Here is a 20,457-nt window from a genome sequence, read left to right as displayed (position 1 = left end):
GCTCGCGCAACGCCGATCGATGCTTGCACACCCGGCACCGGTCGGGGGAGCGGTGTGTGGTGCTCGCCATGCTCAGCCCGTGACGAACCGTACCGATCCCACCCGGTCCGGTCCAATCACGACAGTGGACATCGGACGAATGGTCAGGGCAGGTCGTTGACCCGGCGGGCCGGGCCGAGCGCGGCCACCACGTCGGCGACCACCGTCTCGTGGACGTCGTCCAGGTAGAAGTGCGCCCCGGGATACGTACGCAGCGCGAAGGCGGCCCGGGTGTGGTGCGCCCAGTCCCGCACCTCGGCCGGCGACGCGGTGGGGTCGGCCACCCCGACCAGCCCGGTCACCGGGCAGCCCAGCGGCGGCACCAACACCGGCCGGTGCGTCTCGAAGGCCCGGTAGTCGGCGCGTACCGACGGCAGCACGACCGCGCGCAGTTCGGGGTCGTCCAGCGCCCGGTCGTCGGTGCCGCCGAGCCGGCGCAGTTCGGCGACCAGCGCCTCGTCGTCGCCGAGGTGCACGGTGCCCGGCCGGTGGTGGCACGGCGCCGGCAGGCCGGAGACGAACAGGTGCGCCGGCGTGCAGCCGCGCCGGGCCAGCCGTACGGCGACCTCGTGGCCCAGCGCCGCGCCCATGCTGTGCCCGAAAAGCGCCAGGGGTCGGTCGAGCAGCGGGGTGAGCGCGTCGGTGACCAGGTCGGCGAGCCGGGCGAAGTCGGTGACGCAACTGTCGGTGAGCCGGTCCTCGCGGCCCGGGTACTGCACCGCGTGCAGTTCCAGGTGCGCCGGCAGCCGGGCCGGCCAGCGCCGGAACGAGCTGGCGCCGCCGCCGGCGTGCGGCAGGCAGACCAGGCGCGTCTCGGCGTGCGGGACCGGCCGGTACCGCCGCAGCCAGGTCGTGTCGCCGGCCGTGGCCGCCCTCACCGGGCCACCGCCGGCTCCGCGCCCCGCTGCCTCGGGACCGCTGCGCCGGCCCCGGCGTCCGCGTCGGCCGGGGCCGGTCCGCCGATCGGGACCGGTCCGGCGCCCGGGGCCGGCCCGTCGGCCGGGTCGAGCGCGGTCAGGTCGGCGACGCCGACCGGTGGCGGCGGGCTGCCCACGATCAGCTCCGGCTGCCCCAGCCGGCCGGTCAGCTCCTGCCACACCCGGCACACCGTCAGGTGCGACTGCCCGAGCCGCATCGGGTCCTCGCCGGCGGTGACCGCGGCCGCGAACTCCGCCATCGTGCGGGCCATCGCCGCCGGCCACACGTCACGCAGCACGTCGGCGTAGTCGACCGGCTCGGTGCCCGGCAGCACCGCCGTGCTCGGCCGGGCCAGGTACGGGTCACCGGCCCGGCCGGCGCCGTCGGCCGGACCGTCGGCGTTCGCGCCCGCGCCGGTCACGTGCAGCCGGGGGCTCCACAGCACCGGCCCGTGCGTGTCGGCCAGGGTCAGCGTCCCGGCGTCGGTGGTGACCGAGATCCGGTGCATCAGGTGGGCGTGGTTGTCCGGGTCGTGCGGGTCGAGCTGGTTGTGGACCCGGATGCCGACCGGCACCCCGCCGAGCACCGCGTCGACCCCGCGCAGCGGCGGGGCGGCATCCAGCAGGCCGGTCATCTGCTCCGGCCACGCCGCCGGCTCGGCCACCGCCCACGGCCGCATCGCCGGCAGGGCCCGGGACAGGATGTCGACCAGGGCGAACGCGACCTGGATGCTGGTGGCCGCCTCGACGTACCGGGGCGGGCCGTGCCGGCGCAACACCGCCGCGGCCCGCAGGAACGCCCGGACCGGGGCGAGCTGCGGATAGTGGTCGTTCAGCCGGTACAGCACCTTGTTGCGGCGGGCCCGCCGCAGGCAGTCGGCGAGTTCGTCGTGGTGCACCGGGTGCTCCTGGAGCACGTGGACGCCCCGGTCGAGCAGGGCGGCGGCGAGTTCACTGCCGGTACCTCCCGCCACCCCGGCCCGGACCGCCACGCAGGCCGCGTCGACGGTGTCCGGCAACTCGTCGACCGACGTGTACAGCGGCACGCCGTACTCCTGCGCGCAGGCCACCGAGCGGGCACTGCCCCGGGCCAGCACCCCGACCAGTTCGCCCCACGCGGGGCGATCGCGCAGGGCGGCCAGGTGAACCCGCCCGAACGTGGTGCCGCACACCACGAACCGCAGCCGCCGGGTCACAGCACTCCCTCCTCGACCGCCGCGGCGCGCGGCCCGTCGGTCACCTCGAACACGGTGCACGCCGCGTCGCGGCGCAGCCGCTCCACCACCACCGCCGGGTCCAGCAGGTCGGCGGCGAGCCACGCACCCGGCGGTACGGTGCCGGCCAGCACCGCCGCGGCGGCCTCGACCGCGACCGTCGCGGTGAGCCGGTAGCCGTCGTCGGCGCGCAGGGTCAGCGTCCGCGCCCCCCGCTCGTCGGTGATCTCGACGACCATCAACTGGTAGGGGCGCTGCCCGGCCAGGTCGACCTCGGCGGCCCGGACCAGCCGGCCGGCCGCGTCGGACCCGGCGGGGTCGCCGGCCGTCCCGGCCCGCAGCCGGTTGAGTACGGCCAGGGTCTGCCGGCCGGCGAAGACGTTGAACCACGCGCCGTCGCGGACGCCGAGTTCGACGGCGAGCCGGCGGGCCTCGCCGGTCAGGAACGGGTACGCCGTCACCCGGCCGGGGAACGGCGGCAGGCTCACGTCGAGCAGCGGCTCGACCGTACGCGGCGCCGCCGCCCCGTCCCGCCAGCCGGCCATCGCCTCGCCGTAGCCGTCGTGCAGGCTCGCCACCATGTCGGCGGCGGCCGCCGGGCTGAACCGGTCGAGGCCGCCGAACCAGGCCCGCAGCACCTCGACCGGCCCGCCGCCGGCGCCCCGCAGCCAGCGCGGCAACAGCCCGGACAGGCCGGGGCTCTGCCCGGCGCCGAGCACCACCGGCACCGGGGCGAACGACAGCCGGTCGCGCAGCAGGTCGTCGCCACCGGCGTCGACGTACGCCGCACCGGCGGCGACCGCGGCGGCGGCGACCTGCGGGCTGAGCCGGTACGACGGCCCGGCACAGTTGACCACCAGGTGGCAGCCGGCGCAGAAGGCGCGCAGCGCCGCCGGGGCGGTGACGTCGACGGCCACCACCTCGGCCCCGGCCGGCGCGTCGGGCACCCCGGCGCGGGCGCCCAGCCGGACCGTGACCCCGGCCCCGGCCAGGGCGTGCGCGACCTGCCGGCCGACCGCCCCGCTCGCGCCGAGCACCCCGACGGTCAGCACGGCGCCACCGTCCCGCCGAGCTGGGTGGCGGCCCGCGCCGCGTACGGCGGTTGCAGGCAGGTGAAGTGGTCGCCGGGGATGTCGACGACCCGCAACTCGCCGAGGCAGATGTCGTGCCAGTACGCGGTCATGTCGGCACCCAGCCCGGGCAGGAAGTGGATCTCGCTGTTCTGGCGCAGGAACGTGATGTCCCCGGCGTACGGGTCGGCGCGGTGCCGGCTGGCCGCGTCGAGGCTCTGCCGGAACACCCGGGCGGCGGTGCCGACGGTGCCGAGCGGTTCGTCGCCGTCGGGTCCGTTCGGCGCCGCCGCGGCCAGCGCGGCGAGCCGGTCGGCGGGGGAGCGGCCGGCGAGCTGGCGGAACCGGGAACCGACCGACCGCAGCGCCGGGTCGCCGTCCAGCGCCGCGAACGCGCCCGTCGGAATCCGGCCCGGCGTCGCGGCGAGCACCGTCGACAGCGCCCGGGCCAGCACGGTCTCGTCGTCGGGATAGCCGAGCACCGCCGGGTCGACGCCGATGAGCTGCGCGAAGGCCCATTCGGCGACCAGGTCGTCCTCGACGGTGTACGGAACCCGGTAGCTGCTGACCACCCGCAGCCCGGTCACCTCCGCCCCGCTCTCGGTGAGCTGCCGGGCCAGTTCGGTGGCGAGCAGGCCACCCAGGCAGTAGCCGATCACCTCGAACCGGGTCCGGCCGGTCGCCGCCAGCGCCTGCCGGTACTCCCCGGCGAGCCGCCCGATCAGGGTCGCCGGGTCGTGCCGCAGGTAGCTCTCGATGTCGGCGATCGCCAGCCCGTACACCGCGCCCGGGCCGGGCAGCAGCGGCACCAGGGCCCGGTACGGCGCCAGCGTGCCGCTGCCGTCGTGGACCAGGACCCGGACCGGCGCGTCGGCGTCGGTGCCGGCGGCCAGCGGCACCAGCGGCGACTGCCGGTCGGTGGCGGTCACCGGCCCGGTGCCGTCCGCCGCGCCCGCGCCGAGCCAGTCCGCGAGACCGCCGACCGTCGGGGTCCGCAGCATCTGCCGCAGGAGCTGGTCCCAGGTGTGGCCGGCGGCCTCCGGCACCCGGTCGCGGACCATCCCGACCAGCTTGGACAGCAGCAGCGAGTCGCCGCCCAGGGTGTAGAAGTCGACGTCCCGCCCGATCCGCGCGGTGCCGAGCAGTTCGGCCCACAGGTCGGCGAGCCGCCGCTCCAGGTCGGTGCGCGGCTCGTCGAGCGGGCCGTCGTCGCCGCCGGACCGGGCCGGGGCCGCCAGCCGGCCGGCCAGCGCCGCCCGGTCGACCTTGCCGTTGCCGGTCAGCGGCAGCGCGTCGACGGTGCAGACCCGGGCCGGCAGCATGTAGCCGGGCAGCCGGGCCCGCAGGTGGGCGTCCAGGCCGTCCGGGTCGACCGGGTCGCGGTGCGGCTTGACCCGTACGCCGAACGCGTGCTGGCCGACCGCGGACAGCGGCTCGTCGTCGGCGGGCAGGCAGAACGCCAGCTCGGCGTCGATCCCGGCGACCAGGTCCCGCCACGACTGTCCGGTGTGGAACGTCCGGTCGGCGGCGGCCCGCTCGTCGGTGAAGTCGGTCAGCCCCTCCTTGAACTCCATCGACGCCATCAGCGGGTAGTTGTCCCGGGTCGCCTCGATGAACAGCAGCCAGCCGCCGGGCCGGACCAGTTCGGTGATCCGCTCCAGCACCTCACCGGCGTGGGTGGAGTTGTGCAGCACGTTCGCGCAGACCAGCACGTCGAACGAGTGCGGCTCGTAGCCCTGGTCGCGCGGGTCGGCGTTCAGGTCGAACAGGCCGTACCGCAGCCACGGGTGGTCGGCGAACCGGGTCCGGGCCTCGGCGAGGAAGAACGGCGACACGTCGGTGAACAGGTAGTCGACCAGGTGCCCGTCGACGGCGTCGATCAGGTCGCTGGTGGTGCCGCCGACCCCGGCGCCGATCTCCAGCACCGACAGCGGCCGCCCGGCCGGCTGCGCGGCGGCGATCGCCCGCAGCGCGGCGGCCAGCCCGGTGTTGACGTACCGGCTGATCAGGTTGTCCCGGTAGGCGGCCTGGGCCACGTCCAGGTTGCCCTCGGGGAACAGCAGGGCCAGCGGGTCGAGTTCGTCGCGCAGCAGCTCGGGCAGGTGCCGGGCACTGGTGCGCAGGTAGCGGATCAGCTCGGCGCCGTGGCCGTGCGCGGTCGCCAGCGCCTCGATCCGGTCCCAGTCCGGCGCCTCGCCGCCGGCGGACGCCGCCCCGGCCGTACCGAGCCGCCAGCCGCCCGGTACGGCGTCCAGCAGCCCGTGCGCGGTCAGCGCCGCCAGCCACCGGCGGACCAGCCGGTGGTGCCGGGGCGCGACCCGGGCCGCCGCCAGCACGTCGGCCAGCCCGTGCACTGCCGCCGGGTCGGTGAACAGGTCGCCGGCCCGGCGCAGCGCGTCCCGCATCGCGTGCAGCGCCGCCCGGTCCAGCGCCTCGACGACCTGCCGGACCGCCGTACCGTCGACCTCGCGGGCCAGCGCGTCGGCCGCCCGGCCGGCCGCGTCGGCGACCCGGGCGGTCGCCTCCGCCACCTCCGGCGGCGCGGGCCGGTGCCGGGGCTCGGCGAAGGCGACCAGCCGCCGGTCGAGCGGCCCGGTGCCGTCGACGACGGTCGCCGCCGCCCCGATCGCCGGGTACGTCGACAGGGCTGCGTCGACCTCGGCGAGTTCGATCCGGTGCCCCTTGATCTTGACCTGGGAGTCCTCCCGGCCGAGGAACTCGATCGTCCCGTCCGGGTGGTAGCGGCCGATGTCACCGGTGCGGTAGAGCCGCTGCCCGGTCACCGGATCGGTGACGAACCGCTCGGCGGTGCGCGCCGGGTCGCCGAGATAGCCCAGCGCCAGCCCGGCACCACCGATGTACAGCTCGCCGGGGACCCAGTCCGGCCGGGGCCGCATCGCCCCGTCGAGCACGTGGAAGCTCTGGTTGGCCAGCGGCCGGCCGTACGGGATGCTCGGCCACGCCGGGTCGACGGCCTCGACCGGGTGGTGGATCGACCAGATCGCCGCCTCCGTCGCCCCGCCGAGGCTGACCACCCGCAGTCCGGGCACCTGCCGGCGGACCGCGTCCGGCAGCGCGACCGGGATCCAGTCACCGGACAGCAGCGCCAGCCGCAGCCCGGTCACCGCCGGACGCCCCTCGCCGTCCGGCGCCCCGGCCAGGTAGTCGTGCAGCATCTGCAACTGCGCCGGCACCGAGTTCCAGACCGTGACCCCACGGGTGGCGACCAGTTCCGCCCAGTGCGACGGGTCGCCGCGCCGGTCCGCGGCCGGCAGCACCACCGCCCCGCCGGCAGCCAGCGGGCCGAAGATGTCGTACACCGACAGGTCGAAGCCGAGACTGGCCAGACCGAGGACCCGGTCGTCGGCGCCGACCCCGAACCGGGCGTTGACGTCGGCGACCGTGTTCGCCGCCGCGGCGTGGCTGACCACCACCCCCTTCGGCGTGCCGGTCGAGCCGGAGGTGAAGATGACGTACGCCGCGTCGTCGCGGCCGACCCCGGCCGGGACCACGTCGGCGGCCTCCGGTGCCGGCCCGCCGGCAAGCGTGTCGACGTCGAGCGTCTTGGCGTCCGGACGGTCCAGCCACGACTGGGTCAGCACCAGCCGGATCCCGGCGGTCGACAGCATCAGGTCGCGTCGCGCTGGCGGCTGGTTGGTGTCCACCGGCACGTAGACGCCGCCGGCCAGCAGCACGCCGAGCACCCCGACGACCTGCTCCCAGCCCTTGTCCATGACGACCGCGACCGGATCCGCCGGCCGGCACCCGGCGGACCGCAGCCACCCTGCCACCTCCGCGGCCCGGCCGGCCAGCTCGGCGTACGTCAACGCCCGGCCGTCCGCGACCACCGCCACCCGCTGCGGCGTACGGGCCGCCTGGGCGAACACCGGCTCGTGCAGCAGCCCCACCGGCAGGTCGGCGGCGGTGTCGTTGACCGCGGCCCGGCGCAGCGCCTGCGCGGCCGGCAGCGGCACCGGCCCGACCTGGTCCCAGGCCGCCGACCCGTCCGCGAGCCGCCCGACCAGGTCGGCGTACGCCTCGAACATCGCGTCGACGAGCCCGTCGGGGAACACCCCCTCGCGTACGTCCCAACTGATCCGCAGCTCGCCGTGGTGCTCCATCACCTGGCAGTCGATCCACACCTGCGGGGTCTGGCTGACCCCGAACACCAGCTCGCCGGTGCCGGTGAACCCGGTGCCGGTGCCGCCCTCGGTCAGCCCGACCGTGCTGGTGAACACCACCGGCATCAGGGCCGCGTCCGGGCCGCGGCGCCGGCCGAGCGCGCGCAGCACCTCGACCCCGGAGAACCGCCGGTGGTCGATGTTCTCCCACAGCCGCCGTTGCAGACCGGTGGCCCGGTCGGCGAAGCGGGTGGCCGCCGGCTCGTCCGGGTCGGGGCCGGCGGTCAGCAGGGTCACCGAGGTGAAGTCGCCGACCAGCCGGGCGATCTGCGGGTGCGACGGCGGACGGTTGAGCAGCGTCAGGTTCAGCGTGAACCGGGACCGCCGGCTCCACGCCCCGATCACCTCCGCGTACGCGGCCAGCAGCGCCCCGGTCGGGGTCAGCTTGCGGCCGGCGGCGAGGTCGCGCAGCGCCGCCCAGCGCGCCGGGTCCAGGGTGGTCTGCCAGCGCCGGAACCGGGGCGCCCCGGCGGCCGGCGCGGCGACCGTGGGCAGCTCCGGGCCGGCCGGCAGGTCGTCCAGCCGGGCGTCCCACCAGGTCCGGTCCGCCTCGTAGCCGGCCGAGTCGCGGGTCGTCCGCTCGGTCAGCAGGTAGTCCCGGAAGCTGATATCCAGCGGCGGCAGCGCCGCGTTCGGGTCCAGGTAGAGCTGGTCGAGTTCGGCGATCAGCAACTGGATGCTGGCGTAGTCGGCGATCAGCAGGTCGATCGAGAAGTGCAGCAGGTCGCGGTCGTCGGCGCGGGTGACCCGCAGCCCGAACATCGGCCAGGTGCGCGGGTCGTACACCTTGTGGGACAGCTCGGCGCGGACCGCCGCCCGGGCCGCCGCGACCGTGTCCGGGTCCGCGCCGCGCAGGTCGGTGACGTCGACCCGGTACGTCTGCGGCCCGGGCAGGATCTGCTGGTGCCCGTCGGCGTCGACGACCGCGCGCAGCATCTCGTGCCGGTCGACGAGCCGCTGCCAGGCACGTTCCAGCCGGTCCGGGTCGAGCCCGGTGAACGCCACCTCGAAGTAGCCGTGGCAGGCGACCCCGCCGTACGCGAACGCGTCGTGCCGGCCCAGCAGGTACGCCGACTGTACGTCGGTGAGCGGGAACGGCTCGTGCCGGTTCGCGGGGTCGGTGACCAGCCCGCCGGCGGTGCCGTCGAAGTGCCGCATCAGCGCTTCCCGGTGCTCCCGGAGCTGTGTCATCCGCTCGGCGTTCAGCGCGCCCTTCGGCGCCCGGAAGCGCAGCCTGCCGTCCTCGGCCCAGAGCTGCACGCCGGCCCGTTCCAGTTCGATGACCAGGGCACGGATGTCGGGGTCGTTGTTCACAGCGTTCCTTCTTCGAGTTCCGCGACGACCTCTTCGTCGATGAGGTCGGCCAGGCCGGCGATGGTCGGTGACGCGTACAGCTCGCGTAGCGACAGCCGTACGGCGAAGCGGCGCCGGATCTCCTCGACCAGGCCGGTCGCCGTCAGCGAGCTGCCGCCCAGGGCGAAGAAGCTCTGCTGCCGGCCGACCGAGGGCAGGTCGAGCAGTTCCGACCACATCCGGGCCAGTTCGGTCTCCACCGGCCCGCGGGGCGGGTCCTGGTCGGCACCGGTGGCGTCGACCCGGGCGAGCCGGGCCACGGCGGCCCGGTCGACCTTGCCGTTCGGGGTCAGCGGCAGGGCGTCGAGCACGACGATCCGGTCCGGCACCAGGTAGGCCGGCAGTCGCTGCGCCAGGTAGGCCCGGATCTCGTCGGGGTCGAGATCGGGTTCCTTCGGTACGACCGCTGCGGTGAGTTGTTGGTTGGTGGTGGTGGCGATGGCGTGGTGGATGTGGGGGTGGGTGTGGAGGTGGGTTTCGATGTCGCCGAGTTCGATGCGGTGGCCGTTGAGTTTGATTTGGTGGTCGGTGCGGCCGAGGAATTCGATGGTGCCGTCGGGCCAGTAGCGGCCTTGGTCTCCGGTGCGGTACCAGCGTTGGTTGTGGTGGGTGGGGAATTGGGTGTTGGTGCGTTCGGGGTCGTTTGTGTAGCCGGTGGCGAGTCCTTGTCCGCCGATCCAGAGTTCGCCGGGGACCCAGTTGGGTCGGTCGTTTCCGTGTGGGTCGGTGATTCGGTAGGTCTGGTTGCGTAGTGGGGTGCCGTAGGGGATGGAGGTCCAGTGGGTGGGGATGTGGGTGATGTGGTGGTGGTTGGACCAGATGGCGGCTTCGGTGGCGCCGCCGAGGGCGATGTGTTGGGTGTGGGGGTTTTTGGTGGTGAGGCGGTGGTGTTGGTCGAGGGGGATCCAGTCGCCGCTGGTGAGGGCGAGGCGCAGCGTGGTGAGTTGGTGGGGTTGGGCGGTGGTGAGGAGGATGTCGAGGAGGGTGGGGACGGTGTTCCAGATGGTGACTTTGTGGTGGTGGATGAGGTGGGCCCAGGTGTGGGGGTCGGGGTGTTGGTTTTCGGGGGTGGTGGTGATGGTGGCGCCGGCGGTGAGGGTGCCGAGGATGTCGTAGACGGATAGGTCGAAGTCGAGTTGGCTGATTTGGATGGTGTTGTCGTTGGGGGTGGTTTGGTAGCGGTGGTTGATGTCTTCGATGGTGTTTTGGGTGGCGCGGTGGGTGAGTTGGACGCCTTTTGGTTGTCCGGTGGATCCGCTGGTGAAGATGATGTAGGCGGGTGTGGTGTCGGGGAAGGGTGTGGTAGAGGTTAGTGGGTTGGGGTTGTGGAGGGGTTGGGTGTTGGTGGAGGTGTCGAGGGTGGTGGTGATGCCGGCGGTGGTGTGGATTTGTTGTTTGCGGTGGTCGGGGTGGTGGGGGTTGATGGGGACGTAGGTGGCGCCGGCGGTGAGGGTGCCGAGGACGGCGGCGATTTGGTGGGGGCCTTTGGGGAGGGTGATGGCGACGGGTTGGCCGGGTTGGATGTTGTGGTGGTGGACGAGCCAGCCGGCGATGTGGAGGGCTTGGTTGGCGAGTTGTTGGTAGGTGAGGGTGCCGTCGGGTCCGGTGACGGCGAGGTGGTCGGGGCGGGTGGCGGCGTGTTCGAAGAGGCCGTCGTGCAGGAGTTTTCCGGAGATGGGGTGGTCGGTGGCGTTCACCACCGCCCGCACCGCCAGGTGACTGGCCGGGGTCAGGCCCGGCGTCGGCTCCGTCCAGTCGGCGAAGACCAGCCGGGCCAGCACCCCGCGATAGGCGCGGAACATGTCGTCGAGCACGTCGTCGTGGAAGAGTTCCTCCACCGCGTCCCAGCTGAACCGGATCCCGCCGTGGTCCTCGTAGACCTGGTGGTCCAGCCACACCTGCGGCGTCTGCGAGATGCCCCAGACCCGTTCGGGGAACCGGCGCGGCGTGTGGTCGGCGACCTCGTCGGCGACGCCGAGCGCGCTGGTGAACACCACCGGCATGCTCGCCCGGCCGGTCCCGTCCAGCCGGCCGAGCTCGCGCAGCACCCAGACCGCGGAGACGTCCCGGTGCTCCAGGTCACGCCACATCTGCTCCTGCAACCGGCGGGCCCGGTCCAGGAAGCCCTGCCCCGGCCGCGGCCGGCTGGCCAGCAGCAGCAGCGAGGTGAAGTCACCCAGCACGTGGTTGATGTCGGGGTGCACGTCTCGCCGGTCGAACAGGGTCAGGTTGATGGTCAGCTCGGTGCTCGCGCTCCACGCGGCGAGCACCTCGGCGTAGCAGGTCAGCAGGACCGCCGACGGGGTCAGGCCGTACTCGCGGGCCCGGTCGGTGACCGTACGCCAGTCCGCCGCCGACAGTGCCGCCTCCCGGCGTACGAAACGCGGGGTGACCGTCTCCGGGTCGGTCCGCAGCGGCAGTTGCGGCGGGGGCGGCAGGTCGACGACCCGGTTGCGCCAGTAGTCCTGGGACCGGGCGACCTGCTCGACGCTCGGCCCGGCGCCCAGCAGGTAGTCGCGGAACGACACCCCGACCGACGGCAGCACCGCGTCCGGGTCGTCGTACAGGGTGGCCAGCTCGGTGTAGAAGATCCGCATGCTCAGCCCGTCGAGGACCAGGTTGTCCAGGCTCAGCCCGAGCCGGGTACGCCGGTCGCCGTACCGGACGGCCCGCAGGTCGAACAGCGGCCACCGGGCCGGGTCGAGGACCTGGTGCGACATGTCGGCGCGTAGCCCGGCCAGCGCCTCGCCGCCGTCGCCGGCACCGTCGGTCACCGGGATCGTGAGCCGGGGTACGTCGCGCAGCACCCGCTGCCGCCCGTCGGCGTCGAAGACGACCCGGAGCATGTCGTGCCGGTCGACCAGCCGGGCCAGCGCCTCCTCGAGCCGCCCCAGGTCGACGTCCACGCCGTCGAACTCGGTGTAGTAGTGGGTGCCGACCCCGCCGAGCGCGAACTGGTCGCCGCGGCCGAAGAGGTAGGCCCGCTGCACGTCGGTCGGCTCGAACGGTTCGTGGCGGCCGTCGTCGTCGGCGGCCAGCGCCGCCGCCGGTTCCGGGGCGCCCGCCGGCCGTTCCGCCGGGGCGGCCACTTCGAGGGTGGCGGCGAAGTCGGCCAGCCGGGAGGCGGCGAACAGGGCCGGCAGTCGGGCGCCGGTCACGCCGGCCGCCTGCAGCCGGGCCATCATCCGGGTGGCGAGCAGGCTGTCGCCGCCGAGCCGGAAGAAGTCGCTGTCCCGGCCGACCGGGGCGTCCAGCAACTCGCTCCAGATGCCGGCGAGCAGCCGCTCGGCCGGGGTGTCCGGGGCGTCGCTCGGGCCGGCCGTGTCCGGCGCGGCGTCGGGGAGCAGGTTGCGTACCGCGGCCCGGTCCACCTTGCCGTTCGCCGACAGCGGCAGCCGGTGCAGTGCCGCGAGCCGCGCCGGCACCAGGTACGCCGGCAGCCGTTCGGCGAGCCACCGGCGTACCTCGGCCAGGTCGACGGCGGGCGCGTCGGCGGGGCGGGCGGCGGTCAGCCACAGCTGCCCCTGGTCGGTGCCGGCTGCCGCCGGCGGGTGCCCCTGGTCGGTGCCGGCCGCCGCCGGCCGGGCGAAGCCGGCGTCGGCGAGCAGGTCGCGCCACCGGTTGGCGGACAACAGCGGATCGCGCTGCCCACGCCGGATGCCGTCGAGGTCGGCGAACCCCCGCTCGGGTACGGCGACGGTGACCAGCGCCAGCGGTGACAGGGTGGCCGCCTCCAGGGCGACCAGCACGCCGCCGGGGGCCAGCAGCAGCCGCACGGTGGCCAGCGCCGCGGCCGGGTCGGCCTCGCGGTGCAGCGAGTTGTTGGCGACGACCACGTCGAACCGGTGCAGGGCCGACTCGTCGACGGTGCCGGTGAGTCGGTGCAGCCGTACCGGGTGCGGCAGGCCGGCGAGGTGTTCGCGGGCGGTGGCGAGCAGTCCGGCGGAGGAGTCGAACAGGGTGTACTCGACGCGGGCCGGGTCGAGGCCGGCGAGCAGCCGGGCGGCGGTCCGCCCGCCGCGCCCGCCGAACTCGGCGACGCGCAGCGGCCGGTCGAGCCGGTCCGCGGCGGCGGCCAGCCGGTCGGCGAGACCGGCCAGCGCGGCGGCCGTCGCCGGTTGGGCGTCGACCAGCGCCTCGGGGGCGAGCACCGGGTCGTCGAGCAGTACGGCCGCGTCCTGCTCGCCCCGCACGATCGCCAGCAGGAGCCCGGTGGTGGCGCGCAGCCGGTCGGCGACGCCGGCCAACGCGCGGCCGCCGGTCGCGGCGGCGCACTCGGAGGCGTTTTCCGGCCCGGCGGTGTCGGCGGCGGCGCGTACGGCGGCCAGCCGCGGACCGGCGGCGTACCCGTCCCCGGCGCCGGCCAGCACCTCCCGGTCGGCCAGCCAGTCCAGCCAGCGCCGCACCAGCGGGCGCATCGGCGTGGCGATCCGCCACCGCTCCAGCGCCGGACCGACCGGCGCGTGCGCGCCGAAGGCGTCGGGGTCGAGCAGGTCGAGCAGCCGGACCAGGGCCTGTTCGGTCAGCGCCGTCTCGACCGCGCCGGTGTCATTGGCCACGGTGGACGGCCGCGGTACGGCGAGCAGCACCTCGCCCACGGCGGTGACGGCGGCCCCGGCGGACGCGGGCGCCGGGTCGTCGACCGTGACCGCTGCGGTGAGTTGTTGGTTGGTGGTGGTGGCGATGGCGTGGTGGATGTGGGGGTGGGTGTGGAGGTGGGTTTCGATGTCGCCGAGTTCGATGCGGTGGCCGTTGAGTTTGATTTGGTGGTCGGTGCGGCCGAGGAATTCGATGGTGCCGTCGGGCCAGTAGCGGCCTTGGTCTCCGGTGCGGTACCAGCGTTGGTTGTGGTGGGTGGGGAATTGGGTGTTGGTGCGTTCGGGGTCGTTTGTGTAGCCGGTGGCGAGTCCTTGTCCGCCGATCCAGAGTTCGCCGGGGACCCAGTTGGGTCGGTCGTTTCCGTGTGGGTCGGTGATTCGGTAGGTCTGGTTGCGTAGTGGGGTGCCGTAGGGGATGGAGGTCCAGTGGGTGGGGATGTGGGTGATGTGGTGGTGGTTGGACCAGATGGCGGCTTCGGTGGCGCCGCCGAGGGCGATGTGTTGGGTGTGGGGGTTTTTGGTGGTGAGGCGGTGGTGTTGGTCGAGGGGGATCCAGTCGCCGCTGGTGAGGGCGAGGCGCAGCGTGGTGAGTTGGTGGGGTTGGGCGGTGGTGAGGAGGATGTCGAGGAGGGTGGGGACGGTGTTCCAGATGGTGACTTTGTGGTGGTGGATGAGGTGGGCCCAGGTGTGGGGGTCGGGGTGTTGGTTTTCGGGGGTGGTGGTGATGGTGGCGCCGGCGGTGAGGGTGCCGAGGATGTCGTAGACGGATAGGTCGAAGTCGAGTTGGCTGATTTGGATGGTGTTGTCGTTGGGGGTGGTTTGGTAGCGGTGGTTGATGTCTTCGATGGTGTTTTGGGTGGCGCGGTGGGTGAGTTGGACGCCTTTTGGTTGTCCGGTGGATCCGCTGGTGAAGATGATGTAGGCGGGTGTGGTGTCGGGGATGGGTGTGGGTGTGGTTAGTGGGTTGGGGTGGTGGAGGGCTTGGGTGATGGTGGTGGTGTCGAGGGTGGTGGTGATGCCGGCGGTGGTGTGGATTTGTTGTTTGCGGTGGTCGGGGTGGTGGGGGTTGATGGGGACGTAGGTGGCGCCGGCGGTGAGGGTGCCGAGGACGGCGGCGATTTGGTGGGGGCCTTTGGGGAGGGTGATGGCGACGGGTTGGCCGGGTTGGATGTTGTGGTGGTGGACGAGCCAGCCGGCGATGTGGAGGGCTTGGTTGGCGAGTTGTTGGTAGGTGAGGGTGCCGTCGGGTCCGGTGACGGCGAGGTGGTCGGGGCGGGTGGCGGCGTGTTCGAAGAGGCCGTCGTGCAGGAGTTTTCCGGAGATGGGGTGGTCGGTGGCGTTCACCACCGCCCGCACCGCCAACTGGTCGTCGGGGACCAGCGCCGGCGGCACCGCCGACCAGTCCGCGCCGGCCAGCCAGTCCACCAGGCGGCCGTACGCGCCGAACATCGCGTCCAGCACCCCGTCGTGGAAGAGGTCGTCGACCGTGTCCCAGGTGAGCAGCACCCCACCGGCGTGCTCCATCACCTGGTGGTCCAGCCACACCTGCGGGGTCTGCGACACCGTCCAGCCCAGCTCGCCGAAGGCGTCGCGTACGTCGCCGTCGACCAGGTCGCGGCCGAGGTTGCTGGTGAACACCACCGGCGCGCTGGCCGCCTGCGGGCCCCGCTCGCGGGCCAGGTCGCGCAGCACCTCGACGCCGGAGTAGCCGGCGTGCGCCAGGTCGGCCCGGAAGCGCTCCTGGACCGTCCGGGCCCGCCCGGCGAAGTCGGCCGTCGGGTCGACCTCGACGTCGAGCAGGATCAGGCTGGTGAAGTCGGCGACCAGCCGTTCCACGTCCGGGTGCCGGCCGTCGCGGTCGAACAGGGTCAGGTTGAGCAGGAACCGTGGCTGGGTGCTCCACGCCCCGAGCACGGCGGCGAACGCGGTCGCCAGCGCGATCGACGGGGTCACGCCGTACCGCCGGGCCTGCCCGACGACCGACCGCCAGGCCGCCGGCGACACCTGCCGGGTCCGTCGGACGAAGCGCGGCGCACCGTCGGTCGTCGTCGCCGACAGCGGTAGCTGCGGCGGCGCCGGCAGCTCCGGCAGCCGCTCCCGCCAGTACCCGCGGTCCTCGTCCCGCCGCCGGTCCCGGGCACCGGACGTGGCCAGGTACGCGGCGAAGCTGGTGCCGATCGCCGGCAGCGCCTCCTGCGGCCGGCGGTAGAGCGCGGCCAGGTCGGCGAGCACGATCTGGATGCTGGCCGCGTCGGCGACCAGCAGGTCGAGGTTGACGTGCAGCCGGGTGCCGCCACCGGGCAGCAGCGACACCCGCAGGTCGAAGACCTCGCCGGCGGCGACGTCGAGCAGCCGGTGCGACAGCCGGTCGCGGACCGCCAGCAGGGCCGCCCCGGCGTCACCGGCCGGCAGGTCGCGCAGGTCGTGCACGGTCACCCCGGGCCAGGCGGCCTCGGCGGCGATCCGCTGCCGCCCGTCGGCGTCGAACCGGGCCCGCAGCATGCCGTGCCGGCCGGCCAGCGCGTACCCGGCCCGTTCGAGCCGGTCCGGGTCGAGGCCGTGGCCGTCGAGTTCGGCGTACACGTGGCAGCCGACCCCGCCGAGCGGCTGGGCCGGGTCGCGGCCGACCCAGTACGCGTGCTGGACCGGGGTGAGGTCGAACGGCGCGTACTCGTCGACGATGGCCGGAAGGTCGGCGGCGGGTTCGTCGCGGGCCTCCAGCAGCCGCCGTGACCAGGCGGCCAGGGTGGGGCGGGCGAGCAGGTCGGCGTACGCCACGTCGGCGCCGGCCCGCCGCCAGCGGGCGGCCAGGTCCATGACGCGTACCGAGTCGAGGCCGGCGGCGACCAGGTCCTCGTCGGCGCCGACGCTGTCCGGCGTACGGTCGATCAGTTCGGCGACGTCGTGCCGGATCCGGTCCGGGGTCAGCGGTGCCGCCGGGTCGGCGGCGGGCGCGGCGGCGGCCGGTTCCACCGGATACCAGTGCCGGTTTGCGGTGAACGGGTACGCCGGCAGGCGCGGGTCGGCGCCGGCCGGTGGGTCGAAGACGGTCCAGTCCAGCGGGGCGCCGCGCCGGTACGCCTCGGCGACACCGGCCCGCCCGCCGTCGCCGACCGCCAGCGTCACGACGCCGTCTACATCGGACGAAGCGGCGCCGACGGCCAGCACGAGCCCCGGCTGCGCCTCGGTGGTCAGCGGCGGCACGCCGTCGGGGTGGGCACCGATCTCGGCGTACCAGCGTGGGTCGGCGTGTACCAGGTCCGGGCCGAGTCCCAGCGCGTGCAGCACGTCGAGCAGTTGCCGCCAGTCCGGTCCGGCACCGGTCGGGGCGACCCAGCCCGGCAGCCAGCGGCGCAGCCCGGCGAGCAGCGCGCCGACCGGGTCGCCGTCGCGCAGCCGCAGCACCAGCGGCCCCGGCGCCGGGGCCGGTACGGGCACCGGCGGGTCGGCGAGCCGCCCCGGCAGGGTCGCCGGATCGGTGGCGTCGAGCACGGCACGCCAGGGCAGCAGGTGGTCGCGGCGCTGCCGCCAGCCGGCGAGCAGCCGGGCCCGGTCGGCGGCGGCCAGCCCCTCCAGCGCGGCGGCGAGCCGGCCGGCCCGAAGGCGTACGGCGTCGGGGTCGGCAGCGGCGAGCGGGACCCAGCCGGCCGGGTCCGGCCCGCCGTCGGTGGCCGGTGCGGCGGTGGCCGGTGCCGGTGCGGCCTCCACCACCAGGTGGGCGATGGTCCCGGTGAACCCGAACGAGCTGACCCCGACCCGGCGCAGCGGCCGGTCCGGGTCGACCGTCTCGGTGCCGGCCGGGAACCGGTAGTCCAGCCCGGTGCCGGCGAGCCGCGGGTTGGCGGCGGTGAACGTGGGGCTGCCCGGCCAGACCTGGTCGCGCAGGGCGACGATGGCCCGCAGCACCCCGGCGACACCGGCGGCGGCCTCCAGGTGGCCGAGGTTGGTCTTGACCGAGCCGACGAGCAGCGGCCGGTCCCGGCCGGCGAAGACCTCGGCGAGCCCGCTGATCTCCACCGGGTCGCCCAGCGGCGTGCCGGTGCCGTGCAGTTCGACCGCGTCGACGTCGCCGGCACCGAGGCCGGCGGCGGTGAGCGCGGCGCGGATCACGTCCGCCTGGGCGCCCGGGTCGGGCACGGTCAGCCCGGAGGAGGCGCCGTCCTGGGCGACGGCGCTGCCACGCAGTACGGCGAGGATCCGGTCGCCGTCACGCCGGGCGGCGGCCAGCGGCTTGAGGACCAGGACGGCGGCGCCCTCGCCGCGGCCGTACCCGTCGGCGTCGGCGGACAGGGTCGCGCAGCGGCCGGCCGGCGACAGCATGCCGGCGTCGGCGAGGGCCCGCTCGGTCTCCGGCGACAGGGCGAGGCTCACCCCGCCGGCCAGGGCGAGGTCGCAGGTGCCGTCGGCGAGGTGCCGCAGCGCGGTGTCGATGGCCACCAGCGAGGCGGAGCAGGCGGTGTCGACGGTGAGGGCCGGGCCGCGCAGCCCGAGGTGGTGGGCGATCCGGCCGGCGGTGGCGCTCATGCTGCTGCCGGTGGCGTGCATCGCCCGGATCAGGTCGGGCCGGCCGATCCGCAGCGGGAGGCTGGCGTAGTCGTGGTGCCCCTGACCGACGAAGACGCCGGTCCGGGTGCCGCGCAGCCGGTGGGCGGCCAGGCCGGCGTCCTCGACCGCGTGCCAGGCGACCTCGAGCAGCAGCCGCTGCTGCGGGTCCATCGCCCGGGCCTGCGCGCCGCCGATGCCGAAGAACTCCGCGTCGAAGGTGTCGACCCGGTCGAGGTAGCCGCCGGGCAGGGTGAGCGGGACACCGTCGTCGGCCCGGGCCGGCGGCGGCGGGCGCAGCGTGCTGCCGGCGGCGTGCAGGAGCGCCCCGAGCGCGTCGAGACTGTCGATGCCGCCGGCGAGGCGTACGCCGACCCCGACGACCGCGACCGCGTCGGTGCCGGGCGGCGCGGTGGCCGGCACCGGTGCCGCGGGGGCGGCACGTACTCCGGCCAGCGCGGCGGCGAGCCGGCGCAGGGTCGGATACCGGAAGAGCATCGACACCGGGACCGGCCGGCCGGTCCGCTCGGCGAGGGTGGCGGCCCAGCGGGTGGCGCGTACGGAGTCGAGGCCGAGTTCGGCGAAGCCGGTGTCCATCGGCACCCGGTCGCGGCCCAGCACCGCGCCCAGCGTCTCGTGCGCGACGGCGAGCGTGCCGGCGGGGTCGGCGGCCGGTGCGGCGTCGGCGGTGACCGGCGGATGGTTCTGGGTGGCCGGGGAGCCGGCCGGGCCGGCGGACGATGTGGCCGCGCCGTCGGTGGCGCGGGCGTCCGGGTTGGCGGGGTCGGTGGCGGTGGTGAGGGCGTCCGTGGCGGTGGTGAGGGCGTCGCGGTGGAGGACCGGCAGCCGGCCGGCGCGGTCGGCGGCCGCCGTAGCGGTCCGGCGGATCTTGCCGGAGGTCGTCTTCGGCAGCGCCATCCGGCGCACCAGGGCCACCTCGGCGACCACGATCTCGTGCCGGTCGTGGATCTGGGCCCGGATCTCGGCGGCGATCTCTACGAGCGCCGCGTCGGGCAGGTGCCGGTCGACCTCGGCGAAGACCAGCACCGCGTCGCCGTCGTCGGGCTGCACCGCGCACGCCCCGCCGACGGCGACCGCGTCGACCCGCTGCTCGACGGTGCGTTCCAGGTCGTTCGGGTGGTGGTTGGCGCCGTGCACGATGATCAGGTCGCGCAGCCGGCCGCAGACGAACAGTTCGCCGTCTTCGTCGAGGAAGCCCAGGTCGCCGGTGCGCAGCCAGGGGCCGCGCCCGTCGGCGCGGACCGCCTGGAAGGTCCGGGCCGACTCCTGCGGCCGGCCCCAGTACGCGGTCGGCAGGCCGGGGCCGCCGACCCAGATCTCGCCGACGCCGCGCGCCGGCAGTTCCGCGCCCGTGTGGGGGTCCACGATGGACACCTCGCGGTCGTGGAACCAGTTGCCGGACGACACCAACGTCCGGCGGGCCGGGCCGTCCGGCTTGCGGGCGACGCCCTCGGCCAGCGCGCGCGGGTCGAAGTCGGCCGACCGGAAGCCGCGCGGGCGCCGGCTGCTGGACACGCAGAGCACCGCCTCGGCCAGCCCGTACGCGGGCGTCACCGCCTCGGCGGGCAGGCCGGCGGCGGCGAAGTGCGCGGCGAACCGGCGTACGGTCTGCTCCCGGATCGGCTCGGCGCCGTTGGCGACGTACCGGATCGCGGACAGGTCGAGGGTGGCGGCCTCGGCGGCGGGAATGGCCTCGACGCACCTGGCGAAGCCGAAGTCCGGCCCGGCGATCCAGTTGGCCCGGTAGGTGCTGGCCGCGCGCAGCCAGCGTCCCGGGTCGGCGGCGAAGGTGGCCGGGCTCATCATCGTGGTGGCGCCGCCGGTGAGCAGCGGCAGCAGCGCCTGCTGGAGCATGCCCATGTCGTGGTAGAGCGGCAGCCAGCCGGCGACGTGGACCGGTTCCGGAGCTCCCCACATCGCGGTCAGCAGGCCGACCTGGTGCAGGACCGTGCCGTGGGTGTTGCAGACGGCCTTCGGCGTCCCGGTCGAGCCCGACGAGTACTGCAGGAACGCGATCTCGTCGGGGGAGCGGTCGGGCAGGTCGGTCACGGTGGCCGGCGGCAGCTCGTCCAGCGCGAGGGCACGTACCCCGTCGGGCAGCGTGCCGGCCGGGATGCCGGCGGCGTCGGCGACCAGCGCGACGGCCGGGTCGCAGTCGGCGACGATGGCGGCGAGCCGGTCGCCGGCACGGTTCAGCCGGCCGGACGCCGGCAGCGGCACCGGCACCGCGACGAGGCCGGCGTGCACGGTGCCGAGGAAGGCGGCGACGAACTGCGGCCCGGTCGGCGGCAGCAGGAGCAGGGCCCGGTCGCCGGGGGAGAAGCGGGCGGCCAGAGCGGCCGCGACGGGTTCGCATTCGGCCAGCAGTTGCGCGTACGTTCGCTCGGTGACGGTATCGTCACCGGAAAGGAAACGCAGCGCCACCCGGTCCGGGAACTCCCTGGCGACACGGATGAACTGGGCGGATACGCCGGATGAGCGATTGCCGTCGGTCAACACAGCGACAACGTAATCAATCCCCG

Annotated in this window: 5 protein-coding genes; all 5 read right to left on the bottom strand. The window is 74.9% G+C overall.

Annotation, left to right across the window (positions count from 1 at the left end):
- Window positions 1-143 precede the first annotated feature (143 nt).
- The 5 genes from AB0I42_RS04760 to AB0I42_RS04740 are packed head-to-tail and all read right to left on the bottom strand — an operon-like array spanning window position 144 to window position 20,431.
- Window positions 144-917: a thioesterase domain-containing protein gene (locus tag AB0I42_RS04760; RefSeq protein WP_357534214.1), complete on the bottom strand. Its 774-nt coding sequence runs from the start codon at window positions 915-917 to the stop codon at window positions 144-146.
- Entirely contained in the window at window positions 914-2,152 is a 1,239-nt protein-coding gene (locus AB0I42_RS04755) for a Gfo/Idh/MocA family oxidoreductase (protein WP_357534213.1), read from the bottom strand. The genes AB0I42_RS04760 and AB0I42_RS04755 overlap by 4 nt, the downstream gene beginning before the upstream one ends.
- The gene (locus AB0I42_RS04750) at window positions 2,149-3,222 is read right to left on the bottom strand and encodes a saccharopine dehydrogenase NADP-binding domain-containing protein (RefSeq protein ID WP_357534211.1); all 1,074 of its coding nucleotides are present in this window, start codon (window positions 3,220-3,222) and stop codon (window positions 2,149-2,151) included. Before AB0I42_RS04750 ends, AB0I42_RS04755 begins: the two co-directional genes overlap by 4 nt.
- Window positions 3,216-8,735, bottom strand: coding sequence for an amino acid adenylation domain-containing protein (locus tag AB0I42_RS04745; protein WP_357534209.1), 5,520 nt, complete (start codon window positions 8,733-8,735; stop codon window positions 3,216-3,218). Before AB0I42_RS04745 ends, AB0I42_RS04750 begins: the two co-directional genes overlap by 7 nt.
- Window positions 8,732-20,431, bottom strand: coding sequence for an amino acid adenylation domain-containing protein (locus tag AB0I42_RS04740; RefSeq protein ID WP_357534207.1), 11,700 nt, complete (start codon window positions 20,429-20,431; stop codon window positions 8,732-8,734). The genes AB0I42_RS04745 and AB0I42_RS04740 overlap by 4 nt, the downstream gene beginning before the upstream one ends.
- Between the last annotated feature and the right edge of the window lie 26 nt (window positions 20,432-20,457).

It is taken from the genome of Polymorphospora sp. NPDC050346 (genome assembly GCF_040655695.1).
Lineage (GTDB): Bacteria > Actinomycetota > Actinomycetes > Mycobacteriales > Micromonosporaceae > Polymorphospora > Polymorphospora lycopeni.
Note: the sequence above shows the minus strand (reverse complement) of the source record. Positions and strands in the feature narration are given on the sequence as shown.